The organism is Vibrio sp. SCSIO 43086 (genome assembly GCF_051132235.1).
Lineage (GTDB): Bacteria > Pseudomonadota > Gammaproteobacteria > Enterobacterales > Vibrionaceae > Vibrio > Vibrio diabolicus.
Genome location: NZ_CP072677.1, coordinates 1,235,030 through 1,249,072 on the forward strand (window position 1 = coordinate 1,235,030; position 14,043 = coordinate 1,249,072).

At 45.2% G+C, this 14,043-nt stretch carries 14 protein-coding genes; 7 read left to right on the forward strand and 7 right to left on the reverse strand.

Annotated elements, in window-relative coordinates; translation table 11 throughout:
- Positions 1-196 precede the first annotated feature (196 nt).
- Complete coding sequence (locus J8Z23_RS05750) at positions 197-1,936, forward strand: glycoside hydrolase family 36 protein (RefSeq protein ID WP_301659873.1); 1,740 nt, start codon at positions 197-199, stop codon at positions 1,934-1,936.
- Between the two features lie 77 nt (positions 1,937-2,013).
- Here J8Z23_RS05750 and J8Z23_RS05755 read toward each other — a convergent pair whose 3' ends face one another.
- The gene (locus J8Z23_RS05755; RefSeq protein WP_268845048.1) at positions 2,014-3,228 is read right to left on the reverse strand and encodes a putative manganese transporter; all 1,215 of its coding nucleotides are present in this window, start codon (positions 3,226-3,228) and stop codon (positions 2,014-2,016) included.
- Between the two features lie 186 nt (positions 3,229-3,414).
- Between J8Z23_RS05755 and J8Z23_RS05760 the strand changes: the two genes are divergently transcribed.
- Both J8Z23_RS05760 and J8Z23_RS05765 read left to right on the forward strand, forming a co-directional pair.
- Complete coding sequence (locus J8Z23_RS05760) at positions 3,415-4,320, forward strand: manganese-dependent inorganic pyrophosphatase (RefSeq protein ID WP_005393312.1); 906 nt, start codon at positions 3,415-3,417, stop codon at positions 4,318-4,320.
- A 68-nt stretch (positions 4,321-4,388) separates the two neighbouring features.
- Positions 4,389-4,778, forward strand: coding sequence for a DUF2750 domain-containing protein (locus tag J8Z23_RS05765; protein WP_012841946.1), 390 nt, complete (start codon positions 4,389-4,391; stop codon positions 4,776-4,778).
- Between the two features lie 82 nt (positions 4,779-4,860).
- On the opposite strand, the gene J8Z23_RS05770 is transcribed toward J8Z23_RS05765, so the two are convergent.
- From J8Z23_RS05770 to pspF, 6 genes are all read right to left on the reverse strand, one after another.
- Positions 4,861-5,652 carry a peptide ABC transporter ATP-binding protein gene (locus J8Z23_RS05770; RefSeq protein ID WP_006742848.1) on the reverse strand — a complete coding sequence of 264 codons (792 nt, stop codon included), beginning with the start codon at positions 5,650-5,652 and terminating at the stop codon, positions 4,861-4,863.
- A complete protein-coding gene (locus J8Z23_RS05775) occupies positions 5,649-6,644 on the reverse strand; it encodes a peptide ABC transporter ATP-binding protein (RefSeq protein ID WP_005378126.1) in 996 nt (331 codons plus the stop codon). Before J8Z23_RS05775 ends, J8Z23_RS05770 begins: the two co-directional genes overlap by 4 nt.
- Complete coding sequence (locus J8Z23_RS05780; protein WP_005378123.1) at positions 6,644-7,531, reverse strand: ABC transporter permease subunit; 888 nt, start codon at positions 7,529-7,531, stop codon at positions 6,644-6,646. The genes J8Z23_RS05775 and J8Z23_RS05780 overlap by 1 nt, the downstream gene beginning before the upstream one ends.
- Positions 7,518-8,480, reverse strand: a complete 963-nt coding sequence (locus J8Z23_RS05785; protein ID WP_046874787.1) for an ABC transporter permease — start codon at positions 8,478-8,480, stop codon at positions 7,518-7,520. The genes J8Z23_RS05780 and J8Z23_RS05785 overlap by 14 nt, the downstream gene beginning before the upstream one ends.
- A complete protein-coding gene (gene sapA, locus J8Z23_RS05790) occupies positions 8,480-10,099 on the reverse strand; it encodes an ABC transporter substrate-binding protein SapA (RefSeq protein WP_005393298.1) in 1,620 nt (539 codons plus the stop codon). Before sapA ends, J8Z23_RS05785 begins: the two co-directional genes overlap by 1 nt.
- 205 nt (positions 10,100-10,304) lie before the next feature.
- Positions 10,305-11,315 carry a phage shock protein operon transcriptional activator gene (gene pspF, locus J8Z23_RS05795; protein ID WP_048626229.1) on the reverse strand — a complete coding sequence of 337 codons (1,011 nt, stop codon included), beginning with the start codon at positions 11,313-11,315 and terminating at the stop codon, positions 10,305-10,307.
- A 232-nt stretch (positions 11,316-11,547) separates the two neighbouring features.
- Here pspF and pspA point away from each other — a divergent pair, with 232 nt between their 5' ends.
- The 4 genes from pspA to J8Z23_RS05815 all read left to right on the forward strand — a co-directional run bounded on the left by pspA (position 11,548) and on the right by J8Z23_RS05815 (position 14,043).
- Positions 11,548-12,219 (forward strand): phage shock protein PspA, encoded by a 672-nt coding sequence (gene pspA / locus J8Z23_RS05800; RefSeq protein ID WP_005393294.1) that lies wholly within the window; start codon positions 11,548-11,550, stop codon positions 12,217-12,219.
- A gap of 14 nt (positions 12,220-12,233) precedes the next feature.
- Positions 12,234-12,467, forward strand: coding sequence for an envelope stress response membrane protein PspB (gene pspB, locus J8Z23_RS05805; RefSeq protein ID WP_005393293.1), 234 nt, complete (start codon positions 12,234-12,236; stop codon positions 12,465-12,467).
- On the forward strand, positions 12,460-12,849 hold the full coding sequence (gene pspC, locus J8Z23_RS05810) for an envelope stress response membrane protein PspC (protein ID WP_012841944.1): 390 nt from the start codon (positions 12,460-12,462) through the stop codon (positions 12,847-12,849). The genes pspB and pspC overlap by 8 nt, the downstream gene beginning before the upstream one ends.
- Positions 12,850-13,011: 162 nt before the next feature.
- Complete coding sequence (locus J8Z23_RS05815) at positions 13,012-14,043, forward strand: efflux RND transporter periplasmic adaptor subunit (RefSeq protein WP_301659875.1); 1,032 nt, start codon at positions 13,012-13,014, stop codon at positions 14,041-14,043.

The following is a 14,043-nucleotide window of genomic DNA, read 5'->3' on the forward strand; positions in this document are numbered from 1 at the left end:
ATGCAATTCACATCAATCGAAATACCAGCCTTCGGGCTGGTATTTTTTTAACCAAAATTTCAGTGAGCGTTATCTCAATAATAAATTTGTGACGCTAAACGACAGTAGGATTCGTGACGTCGATAACGAATTGGGTGGGACAAGCAGGGGATAATGAACCAAGCTAAACAATAATAATTAAGTGAGTAGACTCTTTATGGCTCAGAGCATTCAATTGGCAAATCACATTGAGATCACTGTGAATAACAACGACCTCCAAGTTGAAGTTGAGGGTAATCAATTACATTTTTCTTTTGCTGGGCTTCACAATAAAACGTTTACCGACCGTGAAGTGTTGTTCGAGATGCCGTTTTTATATGAGCACGAGGCCAACGTGATTGGTGATGGCTTCCAAATGCTGGCGCAAACAGCGGGAACGGTTAGCCATCCCGTTGAAATTGGTCGCTGTCCAGACAACAACCCTTCTTATCGAATCTATCCCAAAGATGCCCCTAAGCGTTACTACAACTATTTAGTGGTGGAAGGCTCGGCTGGCTATACCTTGTTTGGCTTTACTTCATGTCACCGTTTTGCGGGCTATTTTGATGTTGTCCTGCGTGATGGACATTGGGTTTTATCGGCCGCGATTGATGGTGAGTTTACTCAAGTGGCGGATTGGGAAAGTAATCAACTTGAATCCGTGGCGGTACTCTGCGGCCAATCTCTGTCTGAGCTTTATCAAATCTATGGAGAGATGATTGCAGAGCATCATCCTGTTCGCCAAGGCGTAACACAAGATGCGCCTGTCGGTTGGTGTTCGTGGTATGCCTACTACGCAGACGTGACAGAGCAAAACATCATGCAGAACGTTGATTGCATGCAAGATAAGCTCGAAGACCTAGAATGGGTACTTCTGGATGATGGCTATCAAGCCTTTATGGGCGATTGGTTAACCCCATCGGATAAATTTTCTGGTGGTGTGAAAGAGCTCATTCATAGTATCCGTGCAAAAGGCAAAAAGCCGGCGATTTGGATGGCCCCCTTTATTGCTCAACCTGAGTCGGAGATCTTCAAACAACACCCAGAGTGGTTTGTTCGTCACAAAGATGGAAGCTTACTTAAAGCAGAAGATGTCACATACGGTGGTTGGCGCTGCACGCCTTGGTACATACTCGATACCTCAAACCCAGAAGTGCAAGACCATCTGACGAATGTGGTCTCTGTCATGAGACAAGAGTGGGGCGTTGAATTGTTCAAGCTAGACGCGAACTATTGGGGCACCTTGAAAGGTGTGCGTAAACAATCTGGTATTACCGGCGTTGAGGCGTATCGCTTAGGAATGGAAGCGATTGCTAAAGGCGCTGGTGATGCGTGGCTTTTAGGTTGCAACGCGCCAATGTGGCCATCACTAGGGCTTGTGGATGCAATGCGTGTTTCTGATGACGTAGAACGCCATAGTCGTCGTTTCGAGCAGATAGCCAAAGAAACCTTTTACCGTAGTTGGCAGCATCGAAAACTGTGGCAAATTGATCCGGATTGCGCGACATTCACGTCATTAGCTAATCAAGCCGCATCCAGAGAAGAGTATGAATTTCATCGCACGGTGTTATTGGCGTGTGGTGGTTTGCTGCTGTCTGGCGATCCGCTCCCTGAGATTACGCCATTTGCAAAAAAGACATTGGCTAAGCTCATGCTACGTCAACAACGTAACCAAGAGTCAGCAAAGTTCACGGCTTTGAGTTTAAATCATGCGTTTTTAAAACTAACGACGAAGAATGACCTTCACTGCTTGTTTAACTATACCAGCTACGGGGCGATGGAATTTACGCTGACGTCTGATCAACCGATGGATTGGTATGATTACTGGACAGGAGAAAAGCTAAACCAAGAACCTTGTCAGTTATTAATGGTGAGCGTGGATAAAGGGCTAAATGCGAAAGCGATCGTCACGGCATAACGTGAAGCAAATCGTTCGATTATAAAAACAAGAAAGGAGCCTACTGTGGCTCCTTTCTTGTTTTGACGTCCTGAGCGTTAGAACTCGAATAAAAAGTAATACCCGTATCCAACGATAAAAGCAGGAATGGACGAATAAATAGTCGCGACCAAAGCGGCTTTCGGTGCCATAGCAATGGCGGGGAATAGGGCGTCACCATCATTGGAAATCGCATTTGCCAGCTGCGCCGAAAGTGGAGCAGCACCAGAAATGTATAGGCTGGTGACTAAAATTTGCGGTCCGCAACCAGGCAACATACCAATGGCTAGGCCAGCTAATGGCATCCATATCCCCCAATGAGAAAAGGTTTCTGCGAGGTCGAGCCCAGAAAAATAGGCCGTCAGTTCAAACGCCAGAAACGCCACGATCACCCAAGCACTGACGAAATTCGTATCTTGGGCTGCTTTTTGAATCGGGTGTGAGTCCACAATTTTTTCATCTTCAGAGACCGTTGACTGATAATCGCCGAGCTCTTTTGTCATCGCCCACAACGACATTGTGATCACCGCGAAGATAGCGCCCAGCCATTCAATGGTATTGGCCTGCAAAGACAACAGCTGATTAATATCGATTTGGAAAGACATTAACACAGCAACGACACTAGCAGGCACAATAAGCCATTTCCAAAATGCGCCTTGTAAATTGATTGCACGTTGTTCAAGAGGCGTGTGACGGTCTGTCTGGTGTTGGCAACAAGCATGTGTCTGAGGCGCTTCTTTTGGTTCTGGGCGCAGAAAGTTATCAGCATGAAAAGCATTAACGACCAACCCTGAAAGAGTACCCACGATAATGCCCAATCCAACCACGCCTAACCCAACACTAGGTTTGGCGGCGAGAAGCAAAAAGGCAGCGTCACCCATTGTTGAAGTAAGTACCGCGACAATCGCACCAAATCCTACTCGGCCACTAATAAATTGCGTTGTCACAACAATAGCGCCACCACAGCCAGGCAAAGCGCCCAATAAAGAAGCAAAGAAAACCTGATGATTACGCGAGCGGTGGTATAGCTCGGTAATTCGATTGGTTTTCGACATAAAGTTTGAAAGATAATGATAAATAGCCAATGTGGCAGCAACATAGCATGACACCGCCCAGAATGAGTCGGATAGCGTCTGTACGGCTACGTCACGTGTATTTTCATTGCCTAGCAAAATGAGCATGACGATAGGGATCAACAATCGCTTATAAGCTAAACGAAACTGAGTAGGCTGAAACAACTGTTGTGCAGAGTGTAAAAATTGGGTCGCGTTCATCGTTTACTCAAATGCAAATAGGAATAATTATCATTATATGTAAATGAGATTTATTCGCAATAGCATTGTAAACTTTTCTTCGTGTCAAACTCTCTGAAATCAGGTAAAGTATCGGCCTTTGTGAGCAAACACGCCCTAATTAACTGTATTAGGCGGCGTATAAAATTGACTTGAATAGGAAGAAACATGATTCTAGTTGTAGGTCATAAGAACCCAGACAGTGACAGTATTTGTAGTGCACTCGTTGCAACTGAACTTCTAAAAGCGCGTGGCGTTGAAGCTATGCCAATTCGCCAAGGCGAAATCAACCGTGAAACTCAGCACATCCTAGAAGTTGCTGGCGCTGAAGTTCCTGAGCTTCGCACATCAGTTGCGGGTGAGACCGTTTGGCTAGTAGATTACTCAGATCTAGCACAAGCACCAGACGATATCGCAGAAGCTGAAATTGCGGGTATCGTTGACCACCACCGCCTAGGTGACGTGATGACAGTAAACCCAATGGAAGCATGGATCTGGCCTGTTGGTTGTACCAACACTGTTCTATTCAACATGTTCAAGATTGAAGGTCACGCGATTACTCCACAAATCGCTAAGCTAATGATGTCAGCAATTCTATCTGACACAGTAGGCTTCGCTTCTCCAACTTGTACACAAAAAGACAAAGATGCCGTTGCTGAGCTAGCGGTAATCGCAGACGTACAAGATGTTGACGCATTCACTAAAGATCTTCTAATTGCTAAGACAAACATCGAAGGTCTATCTGCGGCTGAGCTTGTTGAGAAAGACCTTAAAGGTTACCCATTCAACGGTCGTGACGTAGTAGTAGGTCAGGTTGAGCTTGCAACACTAGAGCAAGTTGACGGTATGATCGAAGCACTAGAAGCGGATCTAGAAGCGCGTTGCGAAAAAGACAACCTTGCATTTGCTGCTGTAATGCTAACAGACATCACGACTGCTCAAACTCGTCTTCTATACAAAGGTGAGTGGGCTGAGAAGCTTGTTAAGCACGAAAAAGACGGCATGCTAATGATGGAAAACACGCTAAGCCGTAAGAAGCAAGGTTGGCCTTGGCTTCAAACTGAGCTAGCTTAATTTTCTAGCATATACTTTAAATGCCCGCCTAGCTGCGGGCATTTTTCTATGGGAAATAGGAGACGAATATGTCTGAGCAACTGACCCAAGAGCAGATGGATACCATCAATCGTTACAACGAAGAGCAACGTTTAAAGTACTGCGTAAAAGAGATTGTGGCGAATCGTAAAGTTTGGATTCTGAAAGATGAACATGGCTGTGTCATGTTAAATACAGAAGATGATGATTGTGTACCAGTATGGCCAAACGAAGAGTTTGCTTTGCAATGGGCGAATGGTGATTGGGAAGATTGCGAGCCAGAAGCGATCTCTCTAAACAAGTGGCACAGTCGTTGGACATCTGGTCTAGAAGATGACGAATTATCTGTTGTTGTATTCCCAAATCAAAATGAAGAAGGGGTGGTTTTGTTTCCTGATGAGTTTGATTTCGAACTGCGCAAACAAGCGAGCCGCCGCTAATTTTTTGATTCGTGTCCATTTAATAAAGAAGCCTGCTTTAACGCAGGCTTCTTTACATTTGCACGATGACATCTTTGATAGGCTATTTTGTTTGGTGGCTTGGCGCCTTATAGAAGTGGCTTTCGACTAGGCGTTGAGTGATCGGATGTTCTGGGCTAGTGAGTACCTGGTTAGTTTCGCCAAACTCGACCACTTCACCTTCATGCATCACCATCACTTTGTCAGTGATGTGCTTAACAATGCCAATGTGTTGAGATACATACACAAACGACAATCCCATCTCTTCTTGTAACTCGAGGAATAAGTTAATGATCTGTGAGCGCATTGCCATATCCAAACCGTTTAACGCTTCGTCAGCGACAATGATGGAGGGTTGAAGAATAAGCGCACGAGCTAAACACACACGCTGTTTTTGGCCTGCCGCTAGCATTTGTGGGTAAAAATAGGCGTGTTCAGGCAACAATCCGACGCGGAGTAGGGTGTTCTTCACACGCTGCATGCGTGCATCTGGCGGCATGTTGGTGTTTCGCTTTAATGGACCTTCCAAAATACGGCCAATCTGGATACGCGGGTTGAGCGATGTGTTTGGATCTTGGAAAATCATGCGAATGAGCTTGCAGCGTGTCGCGTAATCTTTGTGCTCCAACCGTTCGCCATTCACACGGATCTCTCCGGAGCTTGGCTCTACAACGCCTGCAAGCATACGGGCAAGAGTGGATTTTCCTGAACCGTTTTGGCCAATAAAACCGATAGTTTGCCCCGGCTCTAACGTAAAGCTCACCGGTTTGACAGCCTCATTAACCTGACGTTTGAATAGTCGGGAGCGCGTAACAAACTGCTTCGATAAATTATCGACTTCAAGTAACGCACTCATGACTTTTTCTCCGTGTTCAATGGAAAGTGGCAGTTAAATTTATGATTCTTAATTCGTCTGGTGTGTGGAATTTCAACACATTGTTTCTGCGCATACGGACAACGTGGACCGAGTCGACAACCGATTGGCAGATGCTGCAATGGCGGAATCGAGCCCGGTAGGGATTGGAGTTTTTGCTTGTGTGGTACCCAATCATTAAAGTCTGGCATCGCTTTAAGCAAGGCATCTGTATACGGGTGCTTGGGTGCTGCAATGATTTTACTGGTATCGGCAGACTCTACCGACTGACCACAATACATTACCGTAATGCGGCCCGCCCATTGTGTAATGGTTGCTAAGTCGTGACCGATAAGCAGAATGGTCGTGTTATTGAGCTGGTTCATACGGCTCAATAAACGCAATATTTGCGACTGGGTAATCGGGTCCAAGTCGTTCGTTGGTTCATCTGCGATTAGCAACTTTGGTTTGGTCGCTATCGCCATGGCAATCATGACTTTTTGGCACTCACCATCGGTCAGTTCATAAGGATAGCTACCCATTAAGCGTTTATGGTCTTTAATCCCCACTTTGTGCAAAAGCGCGATGGCCTGTTTTTTACGCCATTTAAATCGCTCCCACCATTTCCCTTCAAACGCGCGAGATGGGATGGACTCGATCAATTGACGTCCCACTTCTTCTGAAGGATCAAGACAGGTTGATGGCTCTTGGAAGATCATCGCAATATCACGGGCAATGACACGTCGACGCTCTTTTGGCGTAAGCTGAAGCAAGTCAATATTGCCAAGGCGCATACGGTCTGCGGTAATGCGCCAGTTATCTTTACTTACCCCAACAATCGCTTTTGCAACCAAGCTTTTCCCTGAACCAGACTCACCTACAAGACCACGAATTTCGCCTTCATTCAAAGTTAGGCTCATTCGGTCCACGGCTTTGACCAACCCTTGAGGGGTTTCAATCTCAATAGTCAAATGTCGAATATCTAACAACGGCATTATTCGATCCCCGCATTAAGCGCTTGACGTACACCTTCACCTACTAAGTTTAGGGTAATAACGGTAAACATGATGGTTAGGCCGGGTAGGGTTACGGTCCAAGGTGCAATATAAATCAACTCGACAGAGTCACCTAATATCGCTCCCCACTCAGTACTTGGGGCTTGTGCGCCTAAGCCAAGAAAACCCAGCGCAGTAATATCTAAAATCGCAGCAGAGAGCGCGAGCGTGATTTCAGCAGCAATAACCGTCAATATGTTGGGAAGAATTGAACTCCACAGTAAGTAGAAATCATTAGCGCCATCAAGGCGTGCCGCCATGATGTAGTCTTTTTCAACTTCGGTGTGGACTGCGATATAAACGGAGCGAATAAAACGCGGAATCAAAGCCAAGCAGATCGCGAGTAAAATATTGAACCCACCAAAGCCTAGAAATGCCACAAAAATGATTGCTAATAAGAGCGACGGTATCGACATGACGGTATCGAGCAAGTGATTGAGGGTACTCGACAGTAAGCCTTTCGTCATGCCTGCTAATACGCCAATCAAACAACCTACGACCGCGGCAATCGCAGTGATGGCAACGGCTGCACCAAATGTAAGTTGAGAGCCCATGATCAAGCGTGACAGAATGTCTCGGCCTAAGTCATCGGTTCCCAAAAAGTAATCAACCGTTCCTGCTGGGGCCCATGATGGCGGCACAAGCAATTCGCCTGACTGTGCTTGGGCATCAAACGGCGCAAGCAGTGGCGCAAAAATGGTAATTAGGACGATAAATACCAAGCACCATAGGCCAAACATGGCTAGCCCGTTGGCGCGGTAACTTCGCCAAAATCGCTCAAACTGAGTTGGAATGCGTTCTTCCTGATAAACGTTATTTGTTAGCATACCATTCCTTTCGAACTAGAGGGTTAATCATCGCGCCAATCAAATCAGAGAGAATATTAGCGGTGAGAACCAAAGTCGCAAGTACCATCACGCCAGCTTGGATTGATGCATAATCTTGGTTTGCCAATGCATCTAACAACCAACGACCAATACCTGGCCAGTTAAAAATAGATTCAGTGATGATAGCCAAGGTAATCATACTGGAAAGCTGAACACCGACTTTGGGAATGATAGGCGGTATCGCATTACGCAGCACATGTTGAGTAACGATCTCGCGGTTAGAGAGACCTTTGATTCTCGCTGCACGAATGTAGTTTTGGCTCATCACTTCCGCCACCGAAGAGCGCATTAGTCCGACAACCTGCGTGGTTGGAGCCAAAGCGAGCACCAAACATGGCAGCACCATATGCTCAATGACGCTTTGCAGTGCGTGAGCGCGGTATTCACCTTTCGCCATGAATGCATCGATAATGGCAAATCCGGTTACATGATCAATTTCATAAAGTAGGTCATACCGTCCTGCCACGGGAAAGAGTTGGTATTCCAATGAAAAAACCATGATAAGTAGCAGAGCCACCCAAAAAATTGGAGCGGAATAACCAGACATCGACATGAATGAAATGCTGGTGTCGAGCCATTTACCTTGCTTCATCCCAGCAACGGTTCCAAGCGGAATGCCGATCAAAAGGGACACCAAAAAGGCAAAAAAGCACAGTTCCAAAGTGGCAGGGAATACGACGGCGAGCTCGTCATAAATCGCGTTGCCGTTTTTACTTATGCCAAAATCAAGCTGAGAAAGGTTGATTAAATAAGTTTGCCAACCTGACCAAAAATCAACGTTTGCCCAGTGCGAGAGGGGGTCGAGGCGAAGCAGAGAAAAGCCCACTAACGTGAGGATCATCAAAGTGATGAAAAATAGGTTAAAGCGTCGAACGGTATACCAAAACATCAGTGAATTCTCTCAACTCTATCAAACGGTTGGGCATTGAAAGGGCTTGATTTGAAGCCTGTCAGTGATTTGTCGTGAACACGGAATTGCACACCATGTGCCAGAGGAATTACCGGGAATTCTTGATTTAAAATGTTCTGCGCTTGGCGATACAGGTTCAGACGGTAACGCGGTTCTTGGGTTTCCAATGCCAAATCGAGCAAGAAATCGAAATCATCGTTACACCACATCGATACGTTGAGGCCAACGCGATCAGACTCACAAGATAATAACGGGCGGAAAAAGTTGTCAGGGTCCCCGGTATCACCAATCCAACCAGTTAAAAGTAAATCGATGTCGTTGATGTTCTCTAAATCCACACGTTCGAATCTATCATCGGTTAGCAACGTTAACTCAACCCCAATATCGGCAAAATTCGCTTGGATTAGCTCCGCGGTCTTGCGAGGACTTGGGTTAAAGGCGCGTGGTTCAAGTGGTACCCACATGGTCAGCTCTAGACCGTCTTCATAGCCAGCATCACGGAGTAATGCTAATGCATAGTTACGGTCATAACGAATTTTTACGCTGTCCTTTTGATAAGCCCATGAATTAGGCGGTAGCAATGTATAAGCTTGCGAGCCAGTTCCGTAGTAAACCGAATCTAAAATGTTCTGACGGTTAATCGCTAAGTTAAGTGCTTGGCGGACGCGAGCATCACTCAGTGCCGTCGTTTCAGTGTTGATCGCAATAAAGGATACGTTGTTGGCTGGCGTAGCAGTTAGCTCAAGATTGTCATTTTCTTGAATAACGGGTATTTGGCTCGAAATAGGCGAAGAGAGCACATCGCACTCGTTTCTTAAAAGTTTCGCCAAGGTACCAGTGCCTCGATGAGAGATATCGAACACCACTTGTTCCATTTTCGCGGGTGACTTCCAGTAGTTAGAGTGACGTTCCAAACGAATCAAGTCGTTCACTTGGTACTCTTTTAGTTGATATGGGCCGGTACCGATAGGAAGTTGGTCGATTTCTTCTTTATGATCTTTTGCTGCCAGTTGCTGTCCGTACTCCGCAGACAATATGACAGCATGGCTGGTGGCAATATTGGCCAAGAAGGAAAAGTTTGGCTGAGATAAGGTAAACCTTACCGTATGCTCGTCAATCGCAGTCACGTCTTGCAGCAGGTTTTGAAAATCTAACCCTGCAAACCATGGATAAAAACCACCACCTACTTGGTGAAAAGGATGGTCTACATCAATGATTCGCTTGAAGCTAAATACCACATCCTTTGCATTCAATGGGCGAGTGGGAGTGAACCAGGACGTGGTTTGGAATTGAACATTACGTTTAAGCTTAAATGTGTATTCCGTTCCTGACTCATTCACAGACCAACTCTCAGCGATATTTGCTACTGGCTGATGTGATTTAGGATCGAGCGTGAGCAGCGTATCGTACAACTGCGGGCTCAGTGCCTCTGCGGTAATACCGCTATCAATAAGCTGAGGGTTAAACGTGGTTGGCTTACCTTGTCCGCAAAACACAAAGCCAGCTTTGCGAATGTCATTGTGGTCAATTTCATCACCACAAGCGGTCAGTAGGCTAATCCCAATAAGGCTCAGCGATAATCTTATAAAAGCATTCATAATATGAAATGTTCATTGGATCTTGCTTGTTTCATTTGATCTTACTCTTTCAGAGCTAACAAGCGAAAATGATCTCGCTAATTTATCACCTTTGTGAACTCGCTCCAAACATAAAATCCATACACTGTAAGGTGTTATGCTTGAAAGACATACAAATTAGAGCGCTGTCACTCGCTCGCTAACCGATCAAGCACCTTCGACCTAGCTAGCTTTGCCCGACTAAACCATATTTTCTAACCATCCCTCGTAATTGGTGGTAGCTCAAACCAAGTAGCTCGGCTGCTTGTCGTTGATTAAACTTGGCTTCTTCCAATGCGCGATTGAGTAAGTGGATGTCTTGCTCTTCTTGCCACTGTTTATAGTCTAGAGGGAATTGAACTGCGCTGCTTGGTGCTTCCTCTTCTTGCTGCAGTTCGGCTTGCTCGGCATTATGACCAAGCGTGTTATTCCAAACTGTTTCAAAAGGATTGAAAATCAGTTCATCAATTGGATCGGCATTGAGACCATGTTGGTAAATAGCACGTTCAATCACGTTTTTTAGTTCACGGACATTACCTGGCCATTCATATTCAAGAAGCGAATGCTGTGCTTTTGAGGTAAAACCGACAAAATATTCGAGCTGAAGTTCACGGCACATCTTCATCGCGTAGTGCTCTGCTAAAGAGAGGATGTCTTCTTTTCGTTCACGAAGAGGAGGCAGCATGATGACATCAAACGCTAAACGATCGAGTAAGTCGGCACGGAAATCGCCTTGTTCCGCCAATTTTGGTAAGTCCGCATTGGTTGCACAAACAAGTCGAACATCCGCATTGAGAGCGGTATGACCGCCAACTCGTTCATATTCACCATATTCGATGACACGCAACAGCTTTTCTTGAACTAAAAGTGGTGCGGTGGCCAGTTCGTCAAGAAACAAAGTGCCGCCTTCGGCGCGTTCGAAACGTCCTTTATGCTTGCCCTTAGAGCCTGTAAAGGAGCCGGACTCATGACCAAATAGCTCTGAATCTATTAGTCCTTCGCTTAAGGTCGCACAGTTGAGTGATAGTAGTGGCTTATCCCAACGTCTTGATAAATAATGCAAACGCTGAGCGATGAGTTCTTTACCCGTTCCTCGTTCACCGATAATGAGGACTGGACGCTCAATAGGCGCAAGTTGTGATACTTTATCTAATACGGCGAGAAAAGCAGGTGATTCACCAATCAGGTTTTGCTTCATAAAGTCCTTCTTATTTAACAGCCGAGCCATGATTTACATATGGAGTTGGTGAATTTCACCAACAGTTGGTGAAAAACATCATAGCATAATAGTGCATAACGACAACAAAATGCATAAATTGCTGATTTTAAATGTAATTTTAAGTTGGCATGCTACTTGTAATGTATTCAGGGAGACGCAAGGTCAACCACCACCTTGTCGAGTTTTAATAGGAAAAAAGAGGAGTTCCGTTATGGGTATTTTTTCTCGATTTGCAGATATCGTTAACTCAAACATCAGTGCATTGCTGGACAAGGCGGAAGATCCTGAAAAAATGATCCGTCTTATCATTCAAGAAATGGAAGACACACTTGTTGAAGTGCGTACTAACTCGGCTAAAGCGATTGCAGACAAAAAAGAGTTGGCTCGTAAAGTTGAAACGTTAGAAGAGCAAATTGGCGAATGGAGCCAAAAAGCGAGCCTAGCGTTGGTAAAACAGCGTGAAGATTTGGCTCGTGCAGCATTAATTGAAAAGCAAAAGCTTGAGCAAGTGATTAAAGGCCTTCACACTGAGCAGACGTTAGTAGAAGAAACGATCGACAAGCTTACAGGCGAGATCGGTAAGTTAGAAAGCAAAATTGCAGAAACGCGTGCAAAACAGCAAGCACTAGCAATTCGTAACCAAACCGCCTCTAACCGTCGTGATGTGCAAAAACACCTGCACACTAGCCGTACTAATGAAGCGATGGCGAAGTTTGAGCAGTACTCGCGTAAAGTGGATGAAATGGAAGCAGAAGCAGATTTGTACGCACAAACTGGTAATGCAAAATCGCTAGAGCAAGAGTTTGCAGAGCTTCAAGCTCAAGACGAAATCGAAAAAGAGTTGGCAAAACTGAAAGAACAGATGTCATCGAAAGATAAATAACAAAGGAGCCATTTATGTCGGCATTTTTTATAGCAGGACCAGTGATTGTCTTTTTAATCTTTGTCGCTCCACTATGGCTCTTCTTACACTATCGCAGCAAACGCAAAACAGATAGTGCACTGTCGAGCCAAGATTTAGAGCGCCTTCAGGTACTATCTGAAAAAGCGGAAGCGATGCAGTCCCGAGTTGATACATTGGAGCGCATCTTGGATGCTGAGTCACCAACATGGAGACGCAAGTATGACTAATCGAGAGCTGTATCGTGACCCAGTAAATGGCAAAATCTCCGGTGTTTGTGCCGGAATTGCCAACTACTTTGGTGCAGAGGTTTGGTTGATTCGTATTGTAGTGATTTCTGCAGCGCTGTTGGGTGGTACGTTTTTGGTGCTGTTAGCATACGTCGCGATGGCGTTTATGTTAGAAAAGCAACCAGTGACGTATTCTGAAAATATCCGAGCGCAACAAGAGCACACACTTAAAAGTAAGCCTTGGCAGAAAGGACAAAGTCCGGACCAATTGCTCAGTGTGTTGGAACGCGATTTTGACCGTCTTGATGGCAAAATCCGTAACATGGAAGCGTATGTTACGTCTGATACATATAGGGTGAATCGGGAGTTCAGTAAGCTCTAAACACTCCGCATCCAAAGAAGATTTAAACGAAGCAGGTGCAAAGCCTGCTTTTTTGTCACAAATTACTAATTTTAAAGCACTATTAATCTTTTCAACTCTGGAAGTTCGCCCAGAATTCATCTACTTTAAAAATAATCCCTTAATTTTTTATGGATGAATGTAATGAGAAGATTGCTCATTCCTGTCGCCATCTCGGCTGTGTTGTCGGGGTGTGGTAAAGAACTTCCCCCTGTTCCAGAACCTGAATCCCGCCCCGCAAAGCTATTTACAGTATCTGTTGGCAATGCCCAATTTGAACGACACTTTCCTGCCACGACGGAAGCTGGTGATAAAGCGGTACTGACGTTTCGAGTTCCTGGACTTCTTCAAACGATTGAGGTGAATGAAGGTCAAGTCGTCAGCAAAGGCGATGTATTGGCTTCATTAAACCCTGATGAATATTCTCTGCTTGAACAGCAAGCTCGGGCAAATTTCGCGCTCGCAGACGTGCAGTACAAGCGATACCAAAAGTTACGTAAAGACCAAGTGGTGTCCGAACAAGATTTTGATGAGGCAAAAGCGAATCACAATTCAGCCAAAGCTCAGTGGAATCAAGCAAAGGCAAATTTAAGGTATACCAAACTTGTCGCGCCATATGATGGTACGATTTCGTATATTCCAGCAGAAAACCATGAGTATGTCGCCGCAAAAGAAGGCGTGATGAATATTCAATCCAACCAACTGCTTAAGGTGATATTCCAAGTCCCTGACTATCTGCTAAATCGTTACACTCAGGGTAGCGATGTCTCTGCCAGAATGGTCTTTGACGCTTTCCCCGAGCAGTCATTTGACTTGACCTTTCAAGAAATCGATACAGAAGCCGATCCTAAAACCGGTAGTTACAAAGTCACTATGGTGATGGAGCGACCAGCAGAAATAGGCCTTTTACCGGGCATGTCTGGTAATGCTTACCTCCTATCTAAAAATGCTGGTGCAACAAAAATTCCTAATTCCGCGCTGCTAGAAGAGAACGGCAAAACATACGTTTGGCGTGTCGATGAGCAAGGTATTGTGTCCAAAGCCGCTATTGAAATGAATGACAAAAACCAAGTGTTAGCTGGGCTTAACGATGGCGATCAAATCATTATCTCTGGTGTTAGTGTAATTAAACCCGGAATTAAGGTAAGAGCCTGGATTAAGGAAAGAGGGTTGTAA

What these genes read in the sequence shown, in the direction of transcription:
- J8Z23_RS05750 (WP_301659873.1), top strand. Translation starts at nt 197, where the DNA reads ATGGCTCAGAGCATTCAATTGGCAAATCACATTGAGATCACTGTGAAT.
- J8Z23_RS05755 (WP_268845048.1), bottom strand. Translation starts at nt 3,228, where the DNA reads ATGAACGCGACCCAATTTTTACACTCTGCACAACAGTTGTTTCAGCCT.
- J8Z23_RS05760 (WP_005393312.1), top strand. Translation starts at nt 3,415, where the DNA reads ATGATTCTAGTTGTAGGTCATAAGAACCCAGACAGTGACAGTATTTGT.
- J8Z23_RS05765 (WP_012841946.1), top strand. Translation starts at nt 4,389, where the DNA reads ATGTCTGAGCAACTGACCCAAGAGCAGATGGATACCATCAATCGTTAC.
- J8Z23_RS05770 (WP_006742848.1), bottom strand. Translation starts at nt 5,652, where the DNA reads ATGAGTGCGTTACTTGAAGTCGATAATTTATCGAAGCAGTTTGTTACG.
- J8Z23_RS05775 (WP_005378126.1), bottom strand. Translation starts at nt 6,644, where the DNA reads ATGCCGTTGTTAGATATTCGACATTTGACTATTGAGATTGAAACCCCT.
- J8Z23_RS05780 (WP_005378123.1), bottom strand. Translation starts at nt 7,531, where the DNA reads ATGCTAACAAATAACGTTTATCAGGAAGAACGCATTCCAACTCAGTTT.
- J8Z23_RS05785 (WP_046874787.1), bottom strand. Translation starts at nt 8,480, where the DNA reads ATGTTTTGGTATACCGTTCGACGCTTTAACCTATTTTTCATCACTTTG.
- sapA (WP_005393298.1), bottom strand. Translation starts at nt 10,099, where the DNA reads ATGAATGCTTTTATAAGATTATCGCTGAGCCTTATTGGGATTAGCCTA.
- pspF (WP_048626229.1), bottom strand. Translation starts at nt 11,315, where the DNA reads ATGAAGCAAAACCTGATTGGTGAATCACCTGCTTTTCTCGCCGTATTA.
- pspA (WP_005393294.1), top strand. Translation starts at nt 11,548, where the DNA reads ATGGGTATTTTTTCTCGATTTGCAGATATCGTTAACTCAAACATCAGT.
- pspB (WP_005393293.1), top strand. Translation starts at nt 12,234, where the DNA reads ATGTCGGCATTTTTTATAGCAGGACCAGTGATTGTCTTTTTAATCTTT.
- pspC (WP_012841944.1), top strand. Translation starts at nt 12,460, where the DNA reads ATGACTAATCGAGAGCTGTATCGTGACCCAGTAAATGGCAAAATCTCC.
- J8Z23_RS05815 (WP_301659875.1), top strand. Translation starts at nt 13,012, where the DNA reads ATGAGAAGATTGCTCATTCCTGTCGCCATCTCGGCTGTGTTGTCGGGG.